Raw genomic sequence first — 24,476 nt, 5'->3', positions numbered from 1 at the left:
TGCTCAGCCCTTGCCGGCGTGGCTCGCGAGCTGGTCAAGACCGTTGATGATGCCGCCGGCCAGGTCGCCCCCGCTGAACGCGCCGACCATGGAGAGCGCGGCCAGCTTGGCGTACGTGTCGGGGATGCGCTTGCGGGCGTGCCGTCCGGTCACGATTTCCAGCTGGCGCTGGTTGGGCGACACCGCGATCAGCACCGACTTGTCGGGGTCGGCGAGCTGGCGGTGCAGCCGCTGGGCGTGCTCCCGGATCGGCTCGTCGAGACCACCGACGAAGACCGAGAAGACCAGGCCGGTGCCCTGGTCGGCCAGGCGCAGCGCCTCGTCGATGCGCAGCAGCTGACGGGTCGAGAACGGCCCGTCCAGCACCTCGGGCGGATTCTCCGTCCTCGTCTGCTCCTCACCAACGGTCACTTGCGCCTCCGGTTCCGCCGGCCGGCGCCTCGACGCTGGCCTTCTCAAGCTTGTGGCTGGTCAACGCCGGCGCCTGCGCGCCCGCGGTCAGCGCCGTGCCGGCCGAGTCGGCCAGCTGCTCCGGACGGGCCAGGAACCAGACCGGAGTGAAGTCGAAGGGCCGGCCCGGCCGGTAGCGCTTGGCGCCACCGCCACCGCCACCACCGGTGCCATCGCCGCGGCTACCGGCGTAGGCCAGACCGGCGATCAGCAGCACGGCGGCCGCCGGGATGCCGACGAAGACCAGCAACGTCTCGGTAACAGACAATCCCAACGCCCCCAGGCGGAAGAAGGACCTCGAAAAACCGGGCCGGATGGACGATCATGACGCCGACCGCCCGACTCCGTCGCCATTCACGTTAGCGGAGTCGACGGCCCGCCAGATTGCGGGGTGCCGATCCCATCCGCCACTGGAGTTCTCCAGTTGCGCAGCGGTCGCGATGAGCCGCTCGTCGTCGCCGTACCGGCCGGTGAGCAGCACCCCGACGGGCAGCCCCTCGGCCGTGGTGCCCACCGGCAGCGAGACGGAGGGGTCGCCGGTGACGTTGAAGACGGCGCAGTAGGGCGAGAAGCGGCGTTGCCGGTCGAAATCGGCCGCGGGGTCACCGTCGGCGGTGAACCAGCCGACGGGCGCCTGCGGCGCGGCGAGGGTGGGGCAGAGCAGCAGGTCGAAGCCGGCCGTGCGGTGAACGCCGAGGCGGACCTGTGCCTGCAGCTCGCCCAGGGTGGCGGCGAGCGTGCCGGCGGACACCTCGGCGCCGCGGGCCCGCAGCAGCTGGGTCAGCGGCAACAGCTCTGCCTCCCTCTGCGGAGGCACCGGGGCGAGCGCCAGCACGTACCAGATGATCTCGAACAGCGGCCACGCCTCCGGCCCGAGCGGCGGCGGCACCTCGACCACCTCGTGGCCGGCGGCGGTGAGCAGCGCGGCGGCCCGGTCCACGGCGCCCACGCAGTCGGGGTGCACCGGCTCGTCGGCGAGCATCGGGGTGGTGAAACGACCGATCCGCAGCCGGCCGGGCTCGGCCCGGCGGGCGGCCGCCAGGTAACCGCCGGCCGGGGCGACGGGCGGCAGGTAGGGCTCGCCGGGCACCGGAACGGCCATGACGTCGAGCAGCGCAGCGACGTCGGTGACGGTCCGCCCGAGCGGCCCGCTGGTGGGCAGGCCGAACGCGCCGGAGCCGAGCGGCCCGCCGGAGACCAGGCCACGGCTGGGTTTGTAGCCGACCAGGCCGCAGAGCGACGCCGGGATGCGCAGCGAGCCGCCACCGTCGGAGCCCTGGGCGACCGGGACCAGCCCGGCCGCCACCGCCGCCGCCGCGCCGCCGCTGGATCCGCCGGCGGTGTACGCGAGCTGCCACGGGTTGCGGGCCGGTGGCGCGACCCGGCCCTCGGAGTAGAGCGAGCAGCCCAGCTCGGAGGTGGTTGTCTTGCCGAGGCTGACGAGCCCTGCGGCCTTGATGAACCGGACCACGTCGGCGTCGACCGGCGGGACGAAGTCGACGAAGGCGGCCGAGCCGAAGGTGGTGCGCACCCCGGCGGTGAGGGTGAGGTCCTTGATCGCGGTCGGTACGCCGTGCAGCGGGCCGCGACGTTCGGCGGGCACGGCGTCGGCCGCGCGGGCGGCTTCCCGGGCCAGCTCCGGAGTGACCGTGACGAACGCGCCGACCGTGTCGCCGATCGCCGCCACCCGGCGCAGGTGGTGCTCGACCAGGTCCGCGCTGGACAGCTCGCCACGGGCTACCGCGGCGGCCTGCTCCAACGCGGTCAGGTCGTGCATGTCGGCCATCCCGTCATCCTGCCGGCCGTCGGCCCGCGGTGCACTCGTCACGCGCCGACGATCGGTAACGGTCCCGCCTCCTGTTGCCCCACCCCGGTCGGACCGCGGACAGGCCGTCACCGGCGGTGGGCGGAACGCCGACGGACCAGCGGGCCGGCTGCGGTCAGCCGTGCAGGAAGCGCAGGGCGTTGGCGGAGAGGAGCTTGTCGCGCTGGTCGGCGGTGAGGAAGTCGGCCGCGTGGACGACCGCGCCGGCGGGCCGCTCACCGAGGGGGTACGGGTAGTCGCTTCCGACCAGCACCCGGTCGGCCCCCATGGTGTCGACCAGCAGCCGCAGCGCGGGCGGCGCGAAGACCACCGAGTCGACGCTGAACCGGTCGACGTAGCTGCTGGGCGGGCCGACTGACGCGCCACGCACCAGGTCGCCACGGCGGTGCCAGGCGTTGTCGGCGCGGCCGAGCCAGAACGGGAAGCTGCCGCCGCCGTGCGCGAAGCAGATCCGCAGTGTCTCGGGCACCCGGTCGAAGACCCCTCCGAGGATCATGGCCAGCACCGAGAGGTGCGTCTCGGCGGGCATCCCGGTGAGCCAGCGGGCCATCCAGCGGGCCAGCCGGGGGCCGCCCGGCATGTCCCACGGGTGGACGAACACCGGCGCACCCACCTGGGCGCAGTGCTGGAGGAAGGTGACCACGCCGGCGTCGTCGAGGTCCCGGTCGCCGACGTGGTTGCCGATCTCCACGCCGACGTGCCCGGCGGCCAGGCAGCGGTCCAGCTCGGCGCAGGCGGCGTCCGGGTCCTGCAACGGCACCTGGCAGAACGGCACCAGCCGGTCACCACCGGCAGCGGTGACCTCCAGGGTCAGGTCGTTGAAGATACGGGCGACCTTCACCGCCTGGTCGGCGGGGCGGTCGTAGCTGAAGAAGACCGGGGTCGGGGAGACCACCTGCACGGCCACGCCGTCGGCGTCCATGTCGGCCAGGCGCGTCGGGGCGTCCCAGCACTCGGCGCCGACCGGGCGGAACTCGGTCTCCCCCACCATGATCATTGCGGCTCTCTCGGAGTCGACCCGCAGCCACGGCCAGTCGGACCCGCCGCACGCGGCGCCGAGATCCGGCCATCCCTTCGGTACGACATGCGTGTGCACGTCGACCACACCTGGAGGCATCAGCCCTTACCCGGGTGCAGGGTGCCGCAGTTGGCGCAGGTACGCGCCGCCTCGTCGGCGTAGAACGCCTGGAACACCGGCGGCAGGTCGGCGGCGATGTCCCGGACCTGCAACTCCACCTCGTGCACCTTGTGCCCACACTCCGGGCAGTACCACTGGAACGTCTCCAGGGTGCCCTCCTCGCGGACCCGCTCCACCACCACACCGATCGAGCCGGCCTCCGGCCGCTGCGGCGAGTGCGGGGTGTTACGCGGCAGCATCCACATCTGACCCTCGCGCACGTGCACCGTACGCGGCCCATCCGGGGTCATCAGGTTGATGTGCATGTTGCCCTTGACCTGGTAGAAGAACTCCTCGTACGGGTCGACGTGGAAGTCGGTGCGCTGGTTGGGACCGCCCACCACCATCACGATGAAGTCGTCCCCGCCGGGGAACATCTCCTTGTTGCCGACGGGCGGCTTCAGCAGGTGCTGGTTGTCCGCGATCCATCCCGGAAAACTGAACGGCTCGGCAATCTCACTCACGACTGACCTCCCGAGGGAAGAAGGGCCACTGCCTGGATCTCGATGAGCAGGTGCGGGTGCGGCAACTGGTGCACGGCCACCGTCGTGCGGGTCGGCCCGGACGCGTCGAAGAACTCCGCCCACACCTCGTTGTAACCACCGAAGTCATTCATGTTGACCAGGTACGACGTCACCTGGACGAGGTCGGTCAGGTCGGCGCCGACCGAGCGCAGCAGGTCCCGGATGTTCTCGATGACGGCCCGTGTCTGCACCCGGATGTCCAGGTCGGTCGTGCCGAACTCGTCGACCGAGACGCCGGCGAAGCTGTTGTCCGGCCGGCGCGACGACGTACCCGACACGAAGACGAACCCGCCGGCCACCTTGACGTGCGGGAACGCCCCGCGCGGGACGGCCTTGCCGGCCACCACCCGCGCGCCGCCGCTCATGCCGACGCCTTCAGCGACGCGGTGCCGAGCTTCTCCACCACGGCCCGCACGTGCGCGCCCGGACGCAGCGGCACCGCGGCGGTGGCGGCGCCGGCGAGGAAGACCCAGCCGGACTCCAGCCGCACCCCGTGCCGGCCGGCCAGCCGGATGCCCTCGTCCAGGGCTCGACGCGGATCGCCGAGGATCGCCGCCGTCGAGCCGACCTGGACCACCCGCCCGTCCACCTCCAGCAGCACGCCCAGGTTGTCCAGACCTGCCGGCACCGGCGACCACGGCCCGATCACGAACGCGGCGGCCGACGTGTTGTCGGCGATCACGTCCGGCAGCGAGAAACGGAAGTCGGCGTACCGGGAGTCGATCAACTCGATGGCCGGGGCGACAGCTCGAACCGCCGTGGCGAAGTCGCCGACCGGCTCACCCGGTTCGGGCAGCCGGTCCAGCAGGAATGCCACCTCCGGCTCGACCCGGGGGTGGATGTACGCGGCCGGGTCGACGGTGCCGCCGTCGGGAACCCGCATCACGTCGGTGAGCCGCCCCCAGATCACCTCGTCCACGCCGACCTGGGCCATCTTCGCCCTGCTGGTCAGGCCCATCTTCAGCCCGACCAACCGTTCGCCACGGTCCAGCCGGCGCTGCACCAGCGCGGCCTGCACGCCGTACGCGGTCGGCACGTCCAGCCCCACCTCGTCGGCGAGCTGCGCGATGGCGGTGGCGTTGTCCGCCGCCGCACCGAGCTTCGCGGCGACGCCCACGGTGTCCACGCCGATCATTGAGCGATCTCCTCCTCGCGCTGACCGGCCAGGTCCAACGCCACGTCGACGATCATGTCCTCCTGGCCGCCGACCATCCGGCGACGGCCCAGCTCGACCAGGATCGAGCGCACGTCCACCCCGTAGCGGGCCGAGGCCCGTTCGGCGTGTCGCAGGAAGCTGGAGTAGACCCCCGCGTACCCCAGCGAGAGCGTCTCCCGGTCGACCTGGACGGGCCGGTCCTGCAGTGGGCGGACCAGGTCGTCGGCGGCGTCCATCAGCGCGAACACGTCGCAGCCGTGTTTCCAGCCGTGCAGCTCGGCCACCGCGACGAAGACCTCCAACGGCGCGTTGCCGGCCCCGGCGCCCATGCCGGCCAGTGAGGCGTCCACCCGCACCGTCCGGCCGTGGGGCGCGTCCGGGCCCGCCGGGGCGGACCCGGTGACCCGGCCGTGCTCGACAGCCAACACGCTGTTGGCCACGCCGAGCGACAGGTTGTGGTGGGCGTGGATGCCGATCTGCGTCTCCGGCGCCAGCACCTGCCGGTACGCGTCGACCCGCTGCGCCACGTCGGACATCAGCAGCCGGCCACCGGAGTCGGTGACGTAGACGCAGTGCGCCCCGTACGACTCCATGAGCTTGGCCTGCCCGGCGAGCCCGGCGGGATCGTTCATGTGCGACATCATCAGGAACCCGGCGACGTCCATGCCGTTCTCGCGCGCCCAGGTGATGTGCTGGGCGGAGATGTCCGCCTCCGTGCAGTGGGTGGCGATCCGGACGCTGGTCACCCCGAGCGCCTTCGCCGCCCTCAGGTCGGCGATGGTGCCGATGCCCGGCAGCAGCAGGGTGGTCAGCTTCGCCGAGGTCAGCACCTCGGCCGCTGCGGAGATCCACTCGGCGTCGCTCGCGGCACCGTGGCCGTAGTTGACGCTGGAACCGGCAAGCCCGTCGCCGTGCGCCACCTCGATCGCGGCCACCCCGGCGGCGTCCAGCGCGGCGGCAATCGTGCGCACCTGCTCGACGGTGTAGCGGTGGGCGATGGCGTGCATGCCGTCGCGCAACGTCACGTCCTGGATGTACAGGTCAGTCATCGGGCGATCACCTCGCGCAGCGCGACCAGCCGCTCCGCGGTGCGCAGCGCGGCCGACGTCATGATGTCCAGGTTCCCGGCGTACGCCGGCAGGTAGTGCCCGGCACCGGAGACCTCCAGGAAGACCGACACCTGCAGCGCGGTGAGCTGCCGCCCCAGCGTCGGCACGTACGCCTGCACCCGGTCGAACTGCACGTCCTGCTTGAGCCGGTAGCCGGGGACGTACTCCTGCACCGTCGCCACCATGTCCGCCACCGAGGCGGCGATGGCGGCGGTGTCGGCGTCGGCGTCCGGGCAGAGGCAGTAGACGGTGTCGCGCATCAGCAGCGGTGGGTCCGCCGGGTTCAGCACGATGATCGCCTTGCCCCGTTCGGCACCGCCGACCACCTCGATGGCCCGGGCCGTGGTCTCGGTGAACTCGTCGATGTTGGCGCGGGTGCCCGGGCCGGCCGAGCGGGACGCGATCGACGCGACGATCTCCCCGTACGCCACCGGGGTGACCCGGCGCACCGCGGCGACGATCGGCACCGTGGCCTGGCCGCCGCAGGTCACCATGTTCACGTTCGGCTCGTGCAGGTGCTCGTCCAGGTTGACCGGCGGCACCACGTACGGGCCGAGCGCGGCCGGGGTCAGGTCGACGACGGTTCGGCCGTGCGCGCGCAGCACCTCGTCGTGGCGGCGGTGCGCGCCGGCCGAGGTGGCGTCGAAGACCAGCTCGACGTCGGCGAACTCGGGCATCGCGACCAGCCCGTCCACGCCGTCCGCGGTGGTGGCCACGCCGAGCCTGCGGGCCCGCGCCAGGCCGTCGGAGGCCGGGTCGATGCCGGCCATCGCGACCATCCGCAGGCTGTCGCTGAGCCGCAGGACCTTGATCATCAGGTCGGTGCCGATGTTGCCGGAACCGAGCACCGCCACACCGGTCGTCACTGGCCGCCGTCCTTTCCGAAGCAGGTCCGCACCGAGCCGAGCCCGGAGATCCGCGCCTCGTACGCGCCGCCGGGGGTGACCGGCACCATCGGGCCGAGCGCCCCGGAGAGCACCACGTCGCCGGCGCGCAGCGGGTCACCGGCGCGAGCGAGGGTGCCGGCCAGCCACTGCAGGGCGTGCAGCGGGTTGCCCAGGCAGGCCGCGCCGGCCCCCACCGACACCGGCTCACCGGCGTGCTCCAGCACCATCCCGCAGAGCCGCAGGTCGACGTCGGCGAGCCGGCGCGGTGACGTGCCGAGCACGAAGAGCCCGCTGGAGGCGTTGTCGGCGACGGTGTCCACGATGGAGATGTCCCAGGCCGCGATCCTCGAATCGACGATCTCGATGGCGGGCAGCAGGTGGTCCACGGCGCGGATCAGGTCGACCGTGGTGATCTGCGGGTCCGGCAGGTCCTTGGCGAGCACGAACGCGATCTCCGCCTCGACCCGCGGCTGGAGCAGCCGGTCGATCTCCACCTCGACCCCGTCGCCGACGGCCATCGCGTCGGTCAGCATGCCGAAGTCCGGCTGGAACACCCCGAAGGTCTCCTGCACCGCCCGGGAGGTCAGCCCGATCTTCGCGCCGACCCGGCGCTCGCCGCGGCCCTGCCAGGCCCGCGTCTGGAGCTGCTGCACGCGGTACGCGGACTCGACGTCGGACTCCGGCAGCAACCGGCCGCGCAGCGGCGGGCACGGCTTGCCGGTGCTGCGCGCGTCGGCCAGTTCCCGGTTGGCGGCCTCGATGTCAGCTTCCATACCGGCTCCCTCGCTACGGCTCACGACAGGTCCACGCAGACGTTGGTGAGTTCGGAGTAGAAGTTCAGCGAGTGCACGCCGCCCTCGCGACCGATCCCGGACGCCTTCACCCCGCCGAAGGGGGTGCGCAGGTCGCGCAGGAACCACGTGTTGACCCAGACGATGCCGGCGTCCAGCCGTGCCCCGGCCCGGTGCGCGCGGCCCACGTCCCGGGTCCACACCGTCGCCGCGAGGCCGTACTCGGTGCCGTTCGCCAGGGCGTACGCCTCGTCCTCGGTGTCGAACGGTGCCACGTGCACCACCGGGCCGAAGATCTCCTCGCGGTTGGTGCGGGCGTCCGGGCCCAACCCGGTGAGCACCGTGGGCTGCACGTACGACCCGCCGTCGCGGGCGTCGGAGAAGGTGGGCGTGCCGCCGCCGGTGAGCACCTCGGCGCCCTCGGCGCGGGCCAGCTCGTACGCGCCGAGCACCTTCGCCCGGTGCTGGTGGGAGATCAGCGGCATGGTGGCGGTGGCCTCGTCGGTCGGCCACCCGTACGCCAGCTCGCCGGCCCTCTTCGCCAGCCGCGCGGTGAACTCCTCGAAGACCGGGCGCTGCACGTAGATGCGCTCGGTGCAGAGGCAGACCTGCCCGCCGTTGGTGAAGCTGGACCGCACCGAGCCGGCCACCGCGGCGTCCAGGTCGGCGTCGGCGAAGACCAGGCCGGCGTTCTTGCCGCCCAGCTCGAAGCTCACCGCCTTCACCCCGTCGGCGGCGGCCCGCATGATCGCGCCGCCGGTGGCCGACTCGCCGGTGAAGGTGATGGCGTCGACGCCCGGGTGGCGGGTGAGGAACTCACCCGCCGAGTCCGGCCCGAAGCCGTGCACCAGGTTGAACACCCCGGCCGGTACGCCGGCGGCGGCCATCACCTCGGCGAGCAGCGTCGCCGAGGCGGGCGTCTCCTCGCTGGGCTTGACGACGACGGCGTTGCCGCAGGCCAACGCCGGGGCCACCTTCCAGGTGAGCAGCAGCAGCGGCAGGTTCCACGGCACGATGACCGCGACCACGCCGACCGGCTTGCGCAGCGCGTAGTTGAGCGCCCGACCGCCGGTCGGGGTGACCGTGGTGAACGACTCGGTGGGCGCGGTCGCCACGATCTCCGCGAAGGCCCGGAAGTTCGCGGCGCCGCGAGGGATGTCCAGGGTGCGGGCCTGGGCGATGGACTTGCCGGTGTCGGTGACCTCGGCGGTGACCAGATCGTCGAAGCGGCGTTCCAACTCGTCGGCGACGCGGCGCAGCACCTCGGCGCGCTCCCGCTCCCCCATCCGACCCCACGGCCCGCGCAGCGCCGCCCGGGCGGCGGCCACCGCGTCGTCCACCGTGGACTGCGATGCCTCGACCACCTCGAAGACCGGCTCGCCGGTCACCGGGCTGGCCTTGGTGAACGTCGGCCCGCCGTCGACGAACTCGCCGCCGACGAAGTTGCGCAACCGCCCCGGCCCGGCCGGCGCCCGACCGCCCATCAACCGCGGATCCCAGCTGCTGGTCATGCGCGCCTCCCTCGGCTGAGCGCCGCGCCGATCGCGCCGACCAGCAGCAGCGCGGCACCGCCGGCGAGCGCGCCGAGCACCCGGTGCTGCCGGCGGACCCGGCGACGAACCTCGGCGTACGGCGTGGTGGAGAAGGACACCAGCTCGTACTGGGAAACGTACCGGCCGGGCAGCGCCCGTTCCAGTGCGTGCTCCACCCGCCGGCCGAGCTGGAAGACCGGAGAGGTGACCTTGTCGCGCATCTCCACGAAGTTGGTCAACGCCATCTGAGCGATGGCCTCGGCGTTCTCCTGCCGCCGCCGCTGGAACAGCGGCAGGGCCGCCAACCAGTCGTCGGCGCACTCGTCCAGGCAGCGGTCCAGCTCCACCACGTCCTCGAAGGCGCAGTTGGCGCCCTGGCCGTAGAACGGCACGATGGCGTGCGCCGCGTCGCCGAGCAGACCGACGGTGCCGTTGACCTGCCAGGGGGTGCAGCGGACCGTGCCGAGCACGCCCACCGGGTTGTGCTGGTAGTCGTCCACCAGGTTCGCCGCCAGCGGGACCACGTCCGGGTAGTGCTGGGCGAAGTGCCGCTCGACGGCGGCCGGGCTGTCCAGTGCGGCGAAGCTGCCGGTGCCCTGGTTGGGCCAGAACAGCGTGCAGGTGAAGGAGCGGTCCGGGTTCGGCAACGCGATCATCATCGAGGTGCCGCGCGGCCAGATGTGCAGGGCGTCCGGGTCCAGAGCGAAGTCCCCGCCCAACGGCGGGATCGTCAGCTCCTTGTAGCCGTAGTCGAGGAAGTCCACGCTCTCGCGCAGCAGACCGTGCTCCAGCAGTTGGCCACGCACGGCGGAACCCGCGCCGTCGGCGCCCAGCACCACCGACGCCTTGGCGCTGACCGCACCCTGCGGGGTGTCGAAGCTCAGGCCGCCGTCGGTCGGGTCGAGCCCGACCAGCCGGTGGTCGAAGACGATCCGTACCCCGGGCAGCGCGGCCGCCGCGTCCAGCAGCGCGTTGTTCAGCGCGCCCCGGCTGATCGAGTTGATCGCCCGGTCGCCGGCCGCGCTGTACGACTGGAACTGCGGCTCCCCCTCGACCGGGTGGATCATCCGGCCGCGCATCGGCAGCGCGTCGGTCATCACCTGCTCGGCCAGGCCGATCCGGCGCAGCGCGTCCAGACCGCGCTCGGAGAGCGCCAGGTTGATGGAGCGGCCCCGCTCCGCCGTGCCGGTGCGCGGGTCGGGCCGGCGCTCGTAGAGAGCCACCGGGTAACCGCGGCGGGCCAGGAAACAGGCCGCCAGGCAACCGGCCAGGCCGGCACCGATGATCGCGATCTCGTCGCGCCGCTTCGTCATGAGGTCACCTGCCCCACGGTCGCCGCGAGCGCCGCCGCAGCCCGCCAGCAGTCGTGGTACGTGGAGTAGAGCGGCACCGGGGCGAACCGGACGATGTCCGGTTCGCGGGCGTCGGCGATCACGCCGTGCTCGTGCCGCAGCCGCTTGGTCAGCTCGGCGGCGTTGCCGGCGCCGATCCGCACCGAGAGCTGGCAGCCCCGCCGGGCCGGGTCACGGGGGGTGACCACGCGCAGTGGCCGGTCGGCGGTGACCTCGTCGAACAGCCGCTCCAGCCAGCCGGTGAGCCGCAGGCTGCGCGCCCGCAACGCCGGCATGCCGACCGCGTCGAACAACTCCAGCGAGGTGCGCACCGGACCCATCGCGAAGATCGGTGGGTTGGAGATCTGCCAGGCCTCCACGGTGGCCGGTGGCCGCGACACCGGGGTCATCTCGAACCGGGTGGCCGCCGCGCTGCTCCACCAGCCCTCGAAGCGGGGCAGGTCGGGGTCGCCGAGGTGCCGCTCGTGCACGAAGACGCCGGCCAGCGCGCCCGGCCCGGAGTTCAGGTACTTGTAGGAGCACCAGGCGGCGAAGTCGACGTCCCAGTCGTGCAACGCCAGCGGCACGTTGCCGACCGCGTGTGCCAGGTCCCAGCCCACCACGGCACCGGCCGCCCGTCCGGCGGCGGTGATCGCCGGAATGTCGAGCAGCTCGCCGGTGAGGTAGTTGACCCCGCCGAGCAGCACCAGCGCCACCCGGTCGCCCTCGGCCGCCAGGTAGCCGGTCACGTCCTCGGTGCGCAGGGTGTCCTCGCCGGGGCGCGGGCGCAGCCGGACCACCGTGTCGTCCGGGTCCAGGCCGTGGAACCGGGCCTGGCTGCGCACCGCGTAGCTGTCCGAGGGGAACGCCGAGTCCTCGATGACGATGCGGGTGCGGGCGCCGGCCGGGCGGTAGAAGCTGACCATCAGCAGGTGCAGGTTGACCGTGAGCGAGTTCATCACCACGGTCTCCGCGGGCCGGGCGCCGACCAGTCGGGCGGCCGGCGCCGTCAACAACTCGTGGTACGGCAGCCAGGCCCGCTCCGCCTCCAGGTGCCCCTCGACGCCCAGCCGCTGCCACGCGTCCAGGTCGGCGAGGAGTTCGTCGCGGGTGGCCCGGGGCTGCAGGCCCAGGGAGTTGCCGGCGAGGTACGCCGACTCGGGGTGGCTGCCGCCGTCCGCCGGCGGCACGTGGAACAGGTGACGGTGGCCCGGGTCGGCCTCGTCGAGGCGACGGGCCTGCGCTTCGCCCGCGGCGAAGCCCAGCGGCTCGGTTTCGGTGGTGTGCACAGGGGTGTCTCGCTCTCCGGTCACATCGCGGTGCGGGCCGACCACAGCTCCGGGAAGACCACCCGGGCCATGCTGCGCTGCAACCACGCCAGTCCGGCGGAACCGCCGCTGCCGACCTTGGCGCCCATTGTCCGCTGCACCGCCTTGACGTGGTTCCACCGCCAGTCGCCGAACTCCTCGGCGACTCCGCTCAGCGCCTCGCCGAGCAGCCGGAGGTGGTTGTCGGGGCCGGTGTCGGCGTAGATCCGAACCCAGGCCGCCTCGACCGCCGGCTGCGGGTCGTGCTCGGCGGCCACGTCCCGGTCGAGCAGGTCGGCGGGAAGGTCGAAGCCGTGCCGGGCGAGCAGCGCGATCACGTCGTCCCAGAGGCTCGGAGCGGCCAGCGTCGCGGTCAGCGCGGCGTACACCTCGGTCTGCCGGCGGAACGGCCGGATCAGGGTCGGGTCGCGCAGCCCGAGCAGGAACTCCAGGTGCCGGTACATCGCCGACTGGAAGCCGGAGCCCTCGCCGAGCAGGTTGCGGAACCGGTTGAAGTCGGCCGGGGTCATCCACCGCAGGCCCTGCCAGGCGGCGTTGAGCCCCTCCAGGTGCAACGCGGCGCGGCGCAGCGGGGCCAGCGCGTCCCAGACCCGGTCGGCGCGCAACAGTCGCTGGGTCTCCCGCAGCTCGTGGCAGGTCAACCCGAAGTACAGCTCCATGATCTGGCTGACCATCAGGAAGGACATCTCGCCCGGGTCGTCGCTGAGCGGCTGCTGCAACTGGTGCAGGGTGCTGGCCTGCACGTACGCGTCGTAGGGCACCCGCTCGGCGAACTCCAACGTGGGCTCTCCGCCGTTGCGCGCGGCGCGCGCGGCCCGCTGTCGCGGGGTCACCGGTCGCACCGTGGCCGCGCGGCTCGGCGCCCGCCGCTCCGTCTTGTCCACCATCGTTCTCCCTCTCCCGGACTGCCGACGTCATGATCCCGCGGTCGGAACGGCCTACGGAATGCCGGATCAACGGCACTTGGCCGCCTCAGCCGGCAGACCAAAGGCAGCTGGGCGAATCGGGTTCACGAAAGTAAGGTCTGAGCGTGGACGACATGGACTGGGCGTTGCTGCGCGAGTTGCAGGCCGACGCCCGCCTCTCCTTCAGCGAGTTGTCCCGGCGGGTGCACCTGTCGCCACCGGCCGTGGCCGAGCGGGTCCGCCGGCTCGAGGAGACCGGGGTGATCACCGGCTACCACGCCCAGGTCGACCTGACCCGGGCCGGCCGCACCGTGGTCGCGCTCATCCGGATGTCCTGTTACGGCGCGCGGTGCATCCTGCACGACCCCGCCGTGGCCGGCTGGCCGGAGATCCTGGAAATCCACCGGATCACCGGAGACGCCTGCAGCATGCTCAAGGTGGCGGCCGGCTCCATCGGCGAGTTCGAGGCGGTCATCGACCGGCTCGCCCCGTACGGCCAGCCGTCGAGCACGATGGTCCTGTCCTCCCCGCTGGACTGGCAGCCGATCACGCCGCTCCCGTCCGCCGGCACCGTCCCCCGCCGTCGCTGACCGACCCCACCCTGCCCGCGCTGCGGGTTTGCCCCCCGGCCAGCGGGAAATCAGCGCCCGTGCCCAGGGGAGGGTTCCGGCGGTCGTCGCCGGTAGGGGGAAATCATGCAGGGTCTTCGCACGATCAACCGCGCGCTCTCGGCCGTCCTGACACTGGTGGGGCTGGTCGGGGCATTCGTCCTGTTGTCGGTCTCGCCGGCACGCGCCGGTGAGAACACCTTCATCGAGGTGACACCGAACAGCGCCCAGGCCGGAAGCCGGGTCCAGATCCGGGCGAGCTGCGACAACGACAACAACCGCCAGGCCAACGTGCACTCCGACGCGTTCGGGCACGTGATGCTCAGACCGGACAAGGGCTTCCTGACCGGGTCGGTCACGATTCCGGGCAACAAGCAGCCCGGCGAATACCCGGTCGACCTGCGCTGCGACAACGGCCAGACGGCCTCGACCACTCTGACCGTGCTGAACATGGCCTCGCCCAGCAAGGGACCGGCGACCGGGGGCGGCGGCACCGCCGGCGGCCGGGGCACCGGATCACTGCTGGTGCTCGGCGGCGTGGCACTGGTGGCAGCCGCCGTCGCGCTCGGCATGGCCGGTGGCCGGCGGCGTACCGGGGCGGGCTCCTGAGCCCGAAACGTCATGAACCGATCCTCCGCGCGTGCGGGGCCGGACCGCGACGCCCGTTCCCGGTCCGTGGCGGCGCTGCGGGCCTCCGGCCGGCTCGTCGCCCGGGCCTCCGGCCGGCTGCGCAGGGTCGCCTGGCAGGCCGTGTCGGCCAGCGTCGCCACCACCGACCCGGCCGCCCGCCCGTTGCCGCCGCGTCGCCCCGCCGGCCAGCCACTGCTACGACGCCGGTTCGGCACCGGACCGAGAGTGCCCGTGCTGGCCGTCGCCGCGCTGATGGTGCTGATCGTGGCGATGCTCGGTATCGAGCAGGTGACCGGGGTCAGCCTGCTGCCGGACCGGATCACCGCCGGCCTGCGGCCACCGCCGAAGAAGTTCCCGGTGCTGCCGGCCAGCCGACCGGTGAATCTCGCCATCGACACGCTGGACCTCCAGGCCCCGGTGCACGACGTGGGCATCGCCCCGGACGGCACCATCGCGGTGCCGGACGCGGCCCGGGCCCAGGAGGCCGGCTGGTACGACCAGGGCCCCACGCCCGGACAGTACGGCCCGGCGGTGATCGTCGGACACGTGGACACGACCAGCGGGCCGGCCGTCTTCCACGGGCTGCGGGACCTGCGGTCCGGCGACCGGATCGAGGTCACCCGCTCCGACGGGAGCGTGGCGGTCTTCGAGGTGGACTCGGTGGAACGCTTCGACAAGGAGAAACTGCCGGTGGACGAGGTGTACGGCGACTTCAGCCGACCGAGCCTGCGGCTGATCACCTGCGGCGGCCGGTGGGTCGGCGGCGAGACCGGCTACTCGGACAACGTGGTGGTCTTCGCCTCGCTGACCAAGGCTCGGTCCGGTTGAGGTCGGGTCTGCCGGAGCCGGGGTCAGGCGGCCGCTTCGGGTTCGCGCAGGTCGAGCCAGTCGGCCCAGCGCGGGTCCGGCGCGCGGTGCCCGAGCACCCGCCAGGCGGTGCCCTTCGGCGCGGCCGGCAGCGCGTGCAGCCGCCAGCCCAGCTCGGCGGGGGTCTTGTCGCCCTTGGTGTGGTTGCAGCGGGCGCACGCGGCGACCACGTTCTCCCAGGCGTGCCGGCCACCCCGGCTGCGCGGGAAGACGTGGTCGATGGTCTCGGCGGGGCCTCGGCAGTAGGCGCACCGCCACCCGTCCCGGGCGAAGATCGCCCGCCGGGACAGGCCGACGTGGGTGCGGTAGGGCACCCGGACGAAGCGGGTCAACCGGACGACCGACGGCACCGGGAGGGCGTCCCGGGCGCTGTGCAGGATGCCGTCACCGTCGGCGACGCAGACCGCCTTGGCGGACAGGACGAGGATCGCGGCTCGACGCACCGACACGACACACAGCGGCTCGTAGGTGGCGTTGAGGACCAACGCGCCGGAGCCCACCGTGGGTCGTATGTCAGGCATCGCGCTCACCCTCCCGGTTCAGCGGCTGCTGCGTACCGCCGCCGACCGGGGCCGGGCACGACGGCCCACACGGTCGACGCCGGCCGATCACCGACGTCCGTTGCGCCAATAGTCCCTGATCGGACCCCGGATTGCACGTACTAATCCGGGGTCCGACATGAAGCTCTTTCCCGCACCTGTCACGATGGCCGGTTCGCCCCGGTCCGGCCCCGCCCTCGGCGGCAGGTCACCCGGCCGGTGGGTCGGCGACGGCTCCTCCTGCTCGTTGCGGTACGAAGACAGGGTGAGCGCCGCCAGCCTGATGCCCCCCGCCCTGTCCACCGCCGCCCCGCCGGACTGTCAGGGCAGTACCTCCTGCGAATGGCTGTACGACATGACCCACTCGGCCTGGTTCGCCGAGGGGAGCTACTGGATCCTGCTCAAGCCGCTGCGGGTGCTGCTGATCGTGGCGCTGGCGATGATCGCCCGGTGGGCGTTGCACCGGACGATCAACCGGCTGGTCCGGACCACCACCGACGGTGCGGTGCCGACGATGCTGCGGCCCCTGCGCGAGCGGGTGCCCACGGCGGCGGTCGACCCGACCGAGTTCGTACCGGAGCGGCGTCGCCAGCGGGCCGAGGCGATCGGTTCGGTGCTGCGCAGCCTGACCACCGCGTTCGTCTTCGGCATCGCGCTGCTGATGATCCTGCGTGAGTTCAGTTTCGACCTGGCTCCGCTGCTGGCCAGCGCCGGTATCGCCGGCGTCGCGCTGGGCTTCGGCGCGCAGAGCCTGGTCAAGGACCTGATCGCCGGGCTGTTCATGCTGATCGAGGACCAGTACGGCGTGGGCGACACCGTCGACCTGGGCGAGGCGACCGGTGTGGTCGAGTCGGTCGGGCTGCGGGTCACAACGGTGCGTGACGGGCGGGGCGTGCTCTGGTACATCCGCAACGGCGAGATCGTCCGGGTGGGTAACAAGAGTCAGGGCTGGGCCCTGGTGGTGGTGGACCTGCCGATCGGCTTCAGCGGCACCGAGGAGGCCACGGCGGTGCTGCGGACCGCGGCCGCCTCGCTGGCCGTGGACCCGGAACTGTCGCCGGAGATCGTGGAGGCGCCGGAGGTCCTGGGTGTCGAGCAGATGACGGTGGACGGGGCGGTGATCCGGACGGTGGTGAAGACGACCGCCGACGGGCAGTTCGCGGTCGGTCGGGAGCTGCGCCGTCGGCTGGCGGAGGCGCTGGAGAACTCCGGGATCACCGCCCAGATAGCCGCCACCCGCATCTATCCCGGCGTCGCAGCCCGGCCGCTGGCCGACGGCGAGACCGGCCAGGGCGGCGCTACCTGACCGGGGCGACGGTGTCCGGCGATCCAGGGGTCGCGAGCCACCCGGCCCCTCAGGTATCGTCCGTTCGTTCAGTCGGGGATGCGACGAACGACCCGTTCGCCCTAGCTAGTTGTCAGACGATCGGGCAGAATCCGGAGCACGCGTTCCTGCTGGAGCGTGGTCACATCCTCGCTGATCCGTAGATCTGACGAGCGTTCCCGGCCCGGCTGCCACGAGCGGCCGCCCCGGGGGCCGATGGAGGCGACGGTGCCCGACGAGCGACCTTCTGCGGAAGGCCCGGCCACTTTTCGCGAGGTGTTCGCCCAGCACGAGTTCCGGGCTGTCTTCGCGGCTGGCGCGCTCTCCTGGGTCGGCGACTATGTCGCGAAGGCCGCCGTCACCCTGCTCGTCTACCAGCAGACCGAGTCCGTCGCGCTCTCCGCCGCCGCCTTCGCGGTCAGCTACCTGCCGTGGCTGCTCGGCGGCCCCCTGCTCGCCGCGCTGGCGGAGCGGTACCCGTACCGGCGGGTGATGGTGGCCTGTGACGTGATCCGGATGGCGCTGATGCTGCTCATCGCCCTTCCGGACCTGCCGGTCCAGGCCGTCATGGTGCTCATCTTCGCGGCCACGCTGGCCAACCCGCCGAGTCAGGCGGCGAAGTCCGCGCTGATGCCGCAGATCCTGGCCGGGGACCGGCTGGTGGTCGGGTTGTCGCTCAACAGCAGCGTGGGGCAGGCCGCCCAGGTCGTCGGCTACCTGCTCGGCGCCGCCGTCGCCGCGATCGACCCGGCCCTCGCGCTGCTGATCAACGCGGTGACCTTCGCCCTCTCGGCGCTGCTGGTCCGCCTCGGCGTCCGCGACCGGGCACCGGTGATGACCACCGCGCACCGCAGTCACCTGTTCCGGGAGACCGGCCAGGGGTTCCAGATCGTGTTCGGCACACCGGTGCTGCGGGCCATCGCGGTGCTGGTGTTCAGCGCGATGCTCTTCTCGATCGTCCCCGAGGGGTTGGCCGCCGGCTGGGCCAACCGCAAGGGCGGCGGTGACCTGGGCGCGGGCCTGGCGCAGGCGGTGATCATGATGGCCAACCCGCTCGGGTTCATCCTCGGCGGGCTGCTGGTGAGCCGGCTGTTCGGCCCCAGCCGCCGGTTGGCCCTGATGCGACCGCTGGCGATCTTCGCCCCGCTGGCGCTGGTGCCGGCACTGTTCGACCCGCCGCCACTCGTGGTGGCGCTGCTCGCCGCCCTCTGCGGGTTCGCGGTCGCCGGCATGCTACCGATGGCCAACGGGCTGTTCGTCCAGGCGCTGCCCGGCGAGTTCCGCGCCCGCGCCTTCGGTGTGATGGCCACCGGCGTGCAGGTCACCCAGGGCCTGGCGGTGCTCATCACCGGGGTGCTCGCCGAGCGGTTCTCCATTCCGCTGGTGGTCGGCGTGTGGAGCGCGGCCGGTGTGCTGCTGATGGTGGTGGCCTCGCTGCGCTGGCCGGACCACCAGACCGTGGCCAGCACGATCGCGGCGGCCTCCGCGGCGAACGCCGCATCCCCGGCCGGCCAGGCCGGCCCTGCGCCCGGCGGCACGCAGGCCGGCCCGCCGGAGCCGCGTACCGGTGACGGCCGCCGGCGGCACGCGGTCAGCTGACCCGGTCAGCCAACCCCTCGCTCGACGGGGCGCGAACGCCAGCCCGGCGTGACCGGGCGCACGGCGTCCGGGTCGGGCCGCCACCGGGCACGCCTGGCAGGATGGAACGGTGACTCCCGCAGGTGACTCCGACCGTCCCGGTGCGTCGACGACCCTCTTCGAAGCGGTCGGCGGCGAGCCCACCTTCCGCAAGCTGGTGGATGAGTTCTACGCCGGCGTCGCCACCGACCCCCTGCTGCGGCCGATGTACCCGGACGACCTGGCCCCGGCGGCGGACCGGATGACGCTGTTCCTCATGCAGTACTGGGGTGGGCCGAACACGTACTCCGCCCAGCGTGGTCACCCGCGGCTGCGGATGCGGCACGCCCCGTTCCGGATCGGCGCGGCCGAGCGGGACGCCTGGCTGCGGCACATGCGCAACGCCGTGGACCGGCTCGACCTGGAGCCGCAGGTCGCCGGCGCGCTCTGGGACTACCTGGAGCGGGCCGCGTACTTCATGGTCAACGCCATGGAGGACCAGGCCGACGCCTGACGGCCCGGCCCGGGCACCCGGCCCGCGGCAGCCTCAGAGCAGCGCGCCCTCGTCGTGCAGCCAGTCCACGAAGCTGGTGGCCACCGCGGCGCCGCAGTCGAGCATCTCGACCAGCAGCGCGTCGTGGGTGCCGGCACCGAGCGGCACCTGAAGCTCGGCGTAGATCGGCAGTTGGCCGCGTTCGGTCGGGTCGCCGATGTACGCCTTGCAGAACCGTCGGGTGTGGTTCCACTCGTTGACCACCCGGTAGGCCCGGTCGGCCCAGTCGGGCGGCACCGTGGCGTGCGGACGGGCCCGCATCACCAGGATCTCGTCCTCCGGGCCCTCCAGGGTCACCAGCACGGCGTGCCGCTCCCACATGGCCAGCAGGTTGCCGTCGCCGTCGGCCAGGTATCGCACGTCGAGCAGGTCGAGTGCGTCACAGACCCGGCGCAGGCTCACCGGCTCGATGGTGGCCGGCATCTCGGTCAGCACGGGCCGCTCGTTGGACGGGCAGTCGTCCCCCGGCTGGCGAGGGTTGGGCGGTCCGACCCGGACCGCGCTCTCCACTGTGATCCCGCTTCGGGTTTCCGGATCGCCGCCGTCGGCGGGACCGGGGCGCCATGACCACCACGGCATCGCTCGCGCACCTCACTCCCCAGCGGATCCAGCCGCCTACGGTGCGTTGGATCCGAGGATGGACGGTACCCGGACAGCCGGGTTGAAGCATCCCCCCAACGACCGCCCCAGCCCAGAAGAATGAGCAGGGGTCATCCGTTCGGACGAGTAGCCAGGGGCGTCACGGCGAGATCGGTGGCCTTCTGCAACCAGGCCGCTCCGTATGGTCCCACCAGGCCGACCCAACGGCCGGCCACACGCACCTGGACGGCGGCGTCGCCCGGGGAGCCGGGCGTGCCGTCAGCCGGCCCGAGGAAGCCCATCCGGACCAGCCCCTGCACCAGCCGCTGCGGCACCTCCACCGGCGGGCCGGGCGGGCCGTCCGGAGTGACCAGCACGGCCACGTGGTCGAGCAGCGCGTCGCGCAGCACCCGCTGGCCCACCGCGCGGCCGGCGACCCCGTGCTCGCTCGCCGTACGCAGGGTGCCCGCCGCCGCGTCCGCGATCCGCCACAGCTCGGCGGCGGGCAGCGCCTCGACCGGCCTGCTGCGGGCCGGCGGCAGCGGCCACCGCCACTGCGCGTCCCGACGCGCCGGCAGAGCCGGACCGCCCCGCTCCAGCTCCGCCAGCAGCTCGGTGGCGGCCACGGTGACGTCCTCGGCGGCGCCGTCGGCCGGACCGCCATCCACCGTCCGCACCACCAGCACCTGCCACGGCAGCCGGGCCCAGAGGGCGACCCGCCCGGCGGCGCCGGCCGGCCGCAGCCGGACCGGCGCGACCGGATCCAGCCGGACCAGCCGGGCCAGGAAGGCGCCCGCGTCGGCCACGCCCGTGATGCCGTGCGCGGGCACCGACGCCGCCACCCGGTCCGGTCCGGCCGCGCCCGGCCGGGTCACGCCCCGCCGCCCTGCGGCGCGTACGTGAGCAGGAAGTCCCGCTCCTCCGTGGTGATCCGCCGGGGCACCTGGCGGGTCAGGTCGAACGGCACCAGCACCGAACGGGCTCGGCTGGCCAGCACCTCGCCGTCGTACAGCTCGTAGGCGACGGTGAACCGGGAGGCCCGGATCTCCTCCACCCACAGCTCGATCCGGACGGTGGGCGCGGCCTCAGCGGTGGCCCGGCCCAGCGCGTAGTCGACCGGGCGCAGGTAGTCCACCTCGTGCCGGCGGATCACCACCCCGTCGGCGAACGAGCCGACCCCCCAGGCCCGGCCGCCGGCGAACATCAACGCCACCCGCGCCTCCTCGTACAGTGTGAGGAAGCGCGAGTTGTTGACGTGGCCGTACGCGTCAAGGTCGGACCACCGCAGCGTGCAGTGGTAGACGAACCGGTCAGACACCTTCTCGGCCGGTCAGTCGCGGGTCAGCTTGCGGTAGGTCACCCGGTGCGGCCGGGCGGCCTCCGCGCCGAGGCGGTCGATCTTGTTCTTCTCGTACGCGTCGAAGTTGCCCTCGAACCAGAACCACTTGGCCGGGTTCTGGTCGTCGCCCTCCCACGCCAGGATGTGCGTGGACACCCGGTCCAGGAACATCCGGTCGTGCGAGATGACCACGGCGCAGCCGGGGAACTCCAGCAGCGCGTTCTCCAGGCTGGAGAGGGTCTCCACGTCCAGGTCGTTGGTCGGCTCGTCGAGCAGGATGACGTTGCCGCCGATCTTCAGCGTCAGCGCCAGGTTGAGCCGGTTGCGCTCGCCGCCGGAGAGCACCTTCGTCGGCTTCTGCTGGTCCGGCCCCTTGAAGCCGAACGCGGCGATGTACGCCCGCGACGGCATCTCGACCTTGCCGACCATCAGATAGTCCAGACCGTCGGAGACGACCTCCCAGACGGTCTTGTCGCCGTTGAGGCCCTGGCGGTTCTGGTCGACGTACGACAGGGAGACGGTGGGGCCGACCCGGACCTCGCCGCTGGTCGCCTCCTCCAGCCCGACGATGGTCTTGAAGAGCGTGGTCTTGCCGACGCCGTTGGGGCCGATGATGCCGACGATGCCGTTTCGGGGCAGCGAGAACGACAGGTCGTCGATCAGGATCCGGTCGCCGAAGCCCTTGGTGAGGTGGGACGCCTCGATGACCGTGCTGCCCAGGCGCGGGCCCGGCGGGATCTGGATCTCCTCGAAGTCCAGCTTGCGGGTCTTCTCCGCCTCGGTGGCCATCTCGTCGTACCGGTCCAGGCGGGCCTTGGACTTGGTCTGCCGGGCCTTGGCGTTGGAGCGGACCCACTCCAGCTCCTCGGTGAGGCGCTTCTTCATCTTGGCGTCGCGACGACCCTCGACGGCCAGCCGGGCGGCCTTCTTCTCCAGGTAGGTGGAGTAGTTGCCCTCGTACGGGTACGTCCGGCCGCGGTCCAGCTCCAGGATCCAGTTGGCCACGTTGTCCAGGAAGTACCGGTCGTGGGTGATCGCCATGACGGTGCCGGCGTACTTGGCCAGGTGCTGCTCCAGCCAGGAGACGCTCTCGGCGTCCAGGTGGTTGGTGGGCTCGTCGAGCAGGAGCAGGTCGGGCGCCTCCAGCAGCAGCTTGCAGAGCGCGACGCGGCGGCGCTCACCACCGGAGAGCTGGGTCACGTCGGCGTCCGGCGGCGGGCAGCGCAGGGCGTCCATGGCCAGTTCGAGCTTGGAGTCGACGTCCCACGCGTCGAGGTGGTCGAGCTCCTCCTGGAGCTTGCCCATCTCCTCCATCAGCTCGTCGGAGTAGTCCGTGGCCATCTGCTCGGCGATCTTGTTGAACCGCTCCAGCTTGGCCTTGGTCTCCGCGACGGCCTCCTCGACGTTGCCGAGAACGGTCTTGGCGTCGTTGAGCGGGGGCTCCTGCGCGAGCATGCCGACGGTGTAGCCGGGCATCAGCCGGGCCTCGCCGTTGCTCGGCTTGTCCAGCCCTGCCATGATCTTGAGGAGGCTGGACTTACCGGCGCCGTTCGGGCCGACCACACCGATCTTGGCCCCCGGCAGGAAGTTCAGCGTCACGTTGTCGAGCACGACCTTGTCGCCGTGCGCCTTGCGCGCCTTTTCCAGGACGTAGATGAACTGGGCCACGGTGCGGGCTACCTCCGTCGGTTGCTGTCGCATGATGGGCGGCGCGACGCGGGCTGCGAGGACCGCCCGCCGCCACCGGCCGGAGGGCCGGCCGCGCGCACGCCATCGTCAATCCTGACAGGTTCGGCCCGCTTCGCCCACATCACCCCGCCCCAGGAGTACGCCGTGCCGCCCGAGGAGCCAGCTTGTTGACAAGATCACGACCCGGATTGAGCACGCGTCGGGCGGGTAGGGAACTCCGGCACGGGGCACCAGACGCCGCAGCTACGCTCAGTACGCTCATCGCGGTGGACCCGTCAGTACCCGGAGGTGGCCGATCGTGACCGTCCGTAGCTCCTTTGTCGTAGTGGCGAACCGCCTGCCGGTCGACGAGGTGAGCACACCCGAGGGACGGCAGTGGCGGCGCAGCCCCGGCGGGCTGGTCACCGCGCTGCATCCCGTGCTCGCCGAACACCAGGGCACCTGGGTCGGCTGGGCCGGCGGCACCGGCGCCGCCCCCGAGCCGTTCGACCTGGAGGGGATCCGGCTGCACCCGGTGCCGCTGAGCGCCGAGGAGCTGGAGCGGTACTACGAGGGCCAGTCCAACGCGACGATCTGGCCGCTCTACCACGACGCGGTGGAGACGCCGGCCTACAAGCGTCGCTGGCGGGAGGCGTACCGCCTGGTCAACGCGCGGTTCGCGGAGGCCGCGGCGGACGTGGCGGCCGAGGGCGCGACGGTCTGGGTGCAGGACTACCAGCTCCAACTGGTGCCGGCGATGCTGCGGGAGCTGCGGCCGGACCTGCGGATCGGCTTCTTCCTGCACATCCCGTTCCCGCCGATCGAGCTGTTCATGCAGATGCCGTTCCGGACCGAGATCCTGCGCGGTCTGCTCGGCGCCGACCTGGTCGGTTTCCAGCAGCGGCTGGCCGCGCAGAACTTCGTCCGGCTGGCCCGGCACCTGCTCGGTCTGCGCTACGAGGGGCAGATGATCCAGGTCGACGGGCGGCAGGTGAAGGCGGGTGCCTTCCCCATCTCGATCGACACGCAGGAGATGGAGCGGATGGCCGCCGACCCGGCGATCCAGGCGCGGGCCAAGCAGATCCGTGCCGAGCTGGGCGATCCGAAGACGATAATCCTGGGCGTGGACCGGCTGGATTACACCAAGGGCATCGAGTTGCGGCTCAAGGCCTTCCGGGAGCTGCTGGCTGACGGAAAGTTGACAGTTCCGGACGCCGTCATGGTGCAGGTGGCCACACCGAGTCGGGAGCGCGTCGAGCATTACCAGGCACTTCGCGTCAAGGTGGAGCGCGAGGTTGGTCGGATTAATGGCGAATTCGGCAGGGTCGGCGTGCCTGCGGTCCACTATCTGCATCAGTCGTACAGTCGCAGTGAACTGGCCGCGATGTACGTCGCTGCCGACGTGATGATGGTGACCCCGCTGCGAGACGGAATGAATCTGGTAGCCAAGGAGTACGTCGCATCGCGCGCCGACCAGGGTGGCGCGCTTGTGCTCAGTGAATTCGCCGGCGCCGCCACCGAGCTGCGTCAGGCATTTTTGTGTAACCCGCACGACCCGGACGCGGTCAAGGACGCCCTCCTCCGGGCCGTGCACGTGGAGAAAACCGAGGCACGCCGCCGGATGCGGACAATGCAACGTCACCTGCGTACCCACGACGTGGGGCACTGGGCCAAGTCTTTCCTCTCCGAACTCGGAGTTCCCGAGGCGGAGGCCGCGTGAACACGTCCGTCAACGAC

Annotated in this window: 26 protein-coding genes; 7 read left to right on the top strand and 19 right to left on the bottom strand. The window is 72.2% G+C overall.

Translation table 11 applies throughout. The features are described 5' to 3' along the window. Positions 1–3: 3 nt before the first annotated feature. From M8C17_RS28935 to M8C17_RS28870, 14 genes are all read right to left on the bottom strand, one after another. Complete coding sequence (locus M8C17_RS28935; RefSeq protein ID WP_109819634.1) at positions 4–411, bottom strand: DUF5130 family protein; 408 nt, start codon at positions 409–411, stop codon at positions 4–6. Continuing rightward, the gene (locus M8C17_RS28930) at positions 398–700 is read right to left on the bottom strand and encodes a hypothetical protein (protein ID WP_252419757.1); all 303 of its coding nucleotides are present in this window, start codon (positions 698–700) and stop codon (positions 398–400) included. The genes M8C17_RS28935 and M8C17_RS28930 overlap by 14 nt, the downstream gene beginning before the upstream one ends. A 72-nt stretch (positions 701–772) precedes the next feature. Beyond that, positions 773–2,236, bottom strand: a complete 1,464-nt coding sequence (locus M8C17_RS28925) for an amidase (protein WP_252419756.1) — start codon at positions 2,234–2,236, stop codon at positions 773–775. Positions 2,237–2,390: 154 nt separating this feature from the next. Further along, positions 2,391–3,392: an amidohydrolase family protein gene (locus M8C17_RS28920; RefSeq protein ID WP_252419722.1), complete on the bottom strand. Its 1,002-nt coding sequence runs from the start codon at positions 3,390–3,392 to the stop codon at positions 2,391–2,393. Continuing rightward, the gene (locus M8C17_RS28915) at positions 3,392–3,916 is read right to left on the bottom strand and encodes a 3-hydroxyanthranilate 3,4-dioxygenase (protein ID WP_252419721.1); all 525 of its coding nucleotides are present in this window, start codon (positions 3,914–3,916) and stop codon (positions 3,392–3,394) included. Before M8C17_RS28915 ends, M8C17_RS28920 begins: the two co-directional genes overlap by 1 nt. After that, the gene (locus M8C17_RS28910) at positions 3,913–4,341 is read right to left on the bottom strand and encodes a RidA family protein (protein WP_252419720.1); all 429 of its coding nucleotides are present in this window, start codon (positions 4,339–4,341) and stop codon (positions 3,913–3,915) included. Before M8C17_RS28910 ends, M8C17_RS28915 begins: the two co-directional genes overlap by 4 nt. Then, complete coding sequence (locus tag M8C17_RS28905; RefSeq protein ID WP_252419719.1) at positions 4,338–5,111, bottom strand: 2-keto-4-pentenoate hydratase; 774 nt, start codon at positions 5,109–5,111, stop codon at positions 4,338–4,340. The genes M8C17_RS28910 and M8C17_RS28905 overlap by 4 nt, the downstream gene beginning before the upstream one ends. Then, on the bottom strand, positions 5,108–6,181 hold the full coding sequence (gene dmpG / locus M8C17_RS28900) for a 4-hydroxy-2-oxovalerate aldolase (protein ID WP_252419718.1): 1,074 nt from the start codon (positions 6,179–6,181) through the stop codon (positions 5,108–5,110). The genes M8C17_RS28905 and dmpG overlap by 4 nt, the downstream gene beginning before the upstream one ends. Further along, positions 6,178–7,107, bottom strand: a complete 930-nt coding sequence (locus tag M8C17_RS28895; RefSeq protein WP_252419717.1) for an acetaldehyde dehydrogenase (acetylating) — start codon at positions 7,105–7,107, stop codon at positions 6,178–6,180. Before M8C17_RS28895 ends, dmpG begins: the two co-directional genes overlap by 4 nt. Next, positions 7,104–7,901, bottom strand: coding sequence for a 2-keto-4-pentenoate hydratase (locus tag M8C17_RS28890; RefSeq protein ID WP_252419716.1), 798 nt, complete (start codon positions 7,899–7,901; stop codon positions 7,104–7,106). The genes M8C17_RS28895 and M8C17_RS28890 overlap by 4 nt, the downstream gene beginning before the upstream one ends. Before the next feature lie 20 nt (positions 7,902–7,921). After that, a complete protein-coding gene (locus M8C17_RS28885) occupies positions 7,922–9,403 on the bottom strand; it encodes a 2-hydroxymuconic semialdehyde dehydrogenase (protein WP_252419755.1) in 1,482 nt (493 codons plus the stop codon). Between the two features lie 23 nt (positions 9,404–9,426). Beyond that, positions 9,427–10,764, bottom strand: coding sequence for an NAD(P)/FAD-dependent oxidoreductase (locus M8C17_RS28880; RefSeq protein WP_252419715.1), 1,338 nt, complete (start codon positions 10,762–10,764; stop codon positions 9,427–9,429). Then, entirely contained in the window at positions 10,761–12,071 is a 1,311-nt protein-coding gene (gene kynU / locus M8C17_RS28875) for a kynureninase (RefSeq protein ID WP_374559493.1), read from the bottom strand. The genes M8C17_RS28880 and kynU overlap by 4 nt, the downstream gene beginning before the upstream one ends. Before the next feature lie 20 nt (positions 12,072–12,091). Continuing rightward, entirely contained in the window at positions 12,092–12,994 is a 903-nt protein-coding gene (locus M8C17_RS28870; protein WP_252419753.1) for a tryptophan 2,3-dioxygenase, read from the bottom strand. Between the two features lie 146 nt (positions 12,995–13,140). Between M8C17_RS28870 and M8C17_RS28865 the strand changes: the two genes are divergently transcribed. The 3 genes from M8C17_RS28865 to M8C17_RS28855 all read left to right on the top strand — a co-directional run bounded on the left by M8C17_RS28865 (position 13,141) and on the right by M8C17_RS28855 (position 15,081). Continuing rightward, a complete protein-coding gene (locus M8C17_RS28865; protein ID WP_252419714.1) occupies positions 13,141–13,605 on the top strand; it encodes an Lrp/AsnC family transcriptional regulator in 465 nt (154 codons plus the stop codon). 153 nt (positions 13,606–13,758) lie between these two features. Next, positions 13,759–14,232 carry a hypothetical protein gene (locus tag M8C17_RS28860; RefSeq protein ID WP_252419752.1) on the top strand — a complete coding sequence of 158 codons (474 nt, stop codon included), beginning with the start codon at positions 13,759–13,761 and terminating at the stop codon, positions 14,230–14,232. 75 nt (positions 14,233–14,307) lie between these two features. After that, positions 14,308–15,081, top strand: coding sequence for a class F sortase (locus tag M8C17_RS28855; RefSeq protein WP_252419751.1), 774 nt, complete (start codon positions 14,308–14,310; stop codon positions 15,079–15,081). A 23-nt stretch (positions 15,082–15,104) separates the two neighbouring features. On the opposite strand, the gene M8C17_RS28850 is transcribed toward M8C17_RS28855, so the two are convergent. After that, entirely contained in the window at positions 15,105–15,641 is a 537-nt protein-coding gene (locus M8C17_RS28850) for an HNH endonuclease (RefSeq protein ID WP_074313833.1), read from the bottom strand. A gap of 301 nt (positions 15,642–15,942) precedes the next feature. Between M8C17_RS28850 and M8C17_RS28845 the strand changes: the two genes are divergently transcribed. The 3 genes from M8C17_RS28845 to M8C17_RS28835 all read left to right on the top strand — a co-directional run bounded on the left by M8C17_RS28845 (position 15,943) and on the right by M8C17_RS28835 (position 19,114). Next, on the top strand, positions 15,943–16,965 hold the full coding sequence (locus M8C17_RS28845) for a mechanosensitive ion channel family protein (protein ID WP_252419750.1): 1,023 nt from the start codon (positions 15,943–15,945) through the stop codon (positions 16,963–16,965). A 234-nt stretch (positions 16,966–17,199) separates the two neighbouring features. Next, positions 17,200–18,582: an MFS transporter gene (locus M8C17_RS28840; RefSeq protein ID WP_252419713.1), complete on the top strand. Its 1,383-nt coding sequence runs from the start codon at positions 17,200–17,202 to the stop codon at positions 18,580–18,582. A 109-nt stretch (positions 18,583–18,691) separates the two neighbouring features. Beyond that, positions 18,692–19,114 (top strand): globin, encoded by a 423-nt coding sequence (locus tag M8C17_RS28835; protein ID WP_252419712.1) that lies wholly within the window; start codon positions 18,692–18,694, stop codon positions 19,112–19,114. A gap of 33 nt (positions 19,115–19,147) precedes the next feature. On the opposite strand, the gene M8C17_RS28830 is transcribed toward M8C17_RS28835, so the two are convergent. The 4 genes from M8C17_RS28830 to ettA all read right to left on the bottom strand — a co-directional run bounded on the left by M8C17_RS28830 (position 19,148) and on the right by ettA (position 22,739). Continuing rightward, on the bottom strand, positions 19,148–19,732 hold the full coding sequence (locus M8C17_RS28830) for a YbjN domain-containing protein (protein WP_109817147.1): 585 nt from the start codon (positions 19,730–19,732) through the stop codon (positions 19,148–19,150). A gap of 131 nt (positions 19,733–19,863) precedes the next feature. Continuing rightward, a complete protein-coding gene (locus M8C17_RS28825) occupies positions 19,864–20,607 on the bottom strand; it encodes a hypothetical protein (protein WP_252419711.1) in 744 nt (247 codons plus the stop codon). Further along, positions 20,604–21,050 carry a thioesterase family protein gene (locus M8C17_RS28820; RefSeq protein ID WP_252419710.1) on the bottom strand — a complete coding sequence of 149 codons (447 nt, stop codon included), beginning with the start codon at positions 21,048–21,050 and terminating at the stop codon, positions 20,604–20,606. Before M8C17_RS28820 ends, M8C17_RS28825 begins: the two co-directional genes overlap by 4 nt. 12 nt (positions 21,051–21,062) lie before the next feature. Further along, the gene (gene ettA, locus M8C17_RS28815; protein ID WP_252419709.1) at positions 21,063–22,739 is read right to left on the bottom strand and encodes an energy-dependent translational throttle protein EttA; all 1,677 of its coding nucleotides are present in this window, start codon (positions 22,737–22,739) and stop codon (positions 21,063–21,065) included. A 319-nt stretch (positions 22,740–23,058) separates the two neighbouring features. Between ettA and M8C17_RS28810 the strand changes: the two genes are divergently transcribed. Next, the gene (locus M8C17_RS28810) at positions 23,059–24,459 is read left to right on the top strand and encodes a trehalose-6-phosphate synthase (RefSeq protein ID WP_007464229.1); all 1,401 of its coding nucleotides are present in this window, start codon (positions 23,059–23,061) and stop codon (positions 24,457–24,459) included. The last annotated feature ends 17 nt before the right edge of the window (positions 24,460–24,476 follow it).

Source organism: Micromonospora sp. RHAY321, assembly GCF_023896955.1.
Lineage (GTDB): Bacteria > Actinomycetota > Actinomycetes > Mycobacteriales > Micromonosporaceae > Micromonospora.
Note: the sequence above shows the minus strand (reverse complement) of the source record. Positions and strands in the feature narration are given on the sequence as shown.

Coding starts and splice junctions, on each gene's coding strand:
- M8C17_RS28905 (WP_252419719.1), bottom strand. CDS start 5,111: ATGATCGGCGTGGACACCGTGGGCGTCGCCGCGAAGCTCGGTGCGGCG.
- M8C17_RS28910 (WP_252419720.1), bottom strand. CDS start 4,341: ATGAGCGGCGGCGCGCGGGTGGTGGCCGGCAAGGCCGTCCCGCGCGGG.
- M8C17_RS28845 (WP_252419750.1), top strand. CDS start 15,943: ATGCCCCCCGCCCTGTCCACCGCCGCCCCGCCGGACTGTCAGGGCAGT.
- M8C17_RS28885 (WP_252419755.1), bottom strand. CDS start 9,403: ATGGGCGGTCGGGCGCCGGCCGGGCCGGGGCGGTTGCGCAACTTCGTC.
- M8C17_RS28850 (WP_074313833.1), bottom strand. CDS start 15,641: ATGCCTGACATACGACCCACGGTGGGCTCCGGCGCGTTGGTCCTCAAC.
- M8C17_RS28925 (WP_252419756.1), bottom strand. CDS start 2,236: ATGGCCGACATGCACGACCTGACCGCGTTGGAGCAGGCCGCCGCGGTA.
- M8C17_RS28840 (WP_252419713.1), top strand. CDS start 17,200: ATGGAGGCGACGGTGCCCGACGAGCGACCTTCTGCGGAAGGCCCGGCC.
- M8C17_RS28830 (WP_109817147.1), bottom strand. CDS start 19,732: ATGCCGTGGTGGTCATGGCGCCCCGGTCCCGCCGACGGCGGCGATCCG.
- M8C17_RS28890 (WP_252419716.1), bottom strand. CDS start 7,901: ATGGAAGCTGACATCGAGGCCGCCAACCGGGAACTGGCCGACGCGCGC.
- dmpG (WP_252419718.1), bottom strand. CDS start 6,181: ATGACTGACCTGTACATCCAGGACGTGACGTTGCGCGACGGCATGCAC.
- M8C17_RS28880 (WP_252419715.1), bottom strand. CDS start 10,764: ATGACGAAGCGGCGCGACGAGATCGCGATCATCGGTGCCGGCCTGGCC.
- M8C17_RS28920 (WP_252419722.1), bottom strand. CDS start 3,392: ATGCCTCCAGGTGTGGTCGACGTGCACACGCATGTCGTACCGAAGGGA.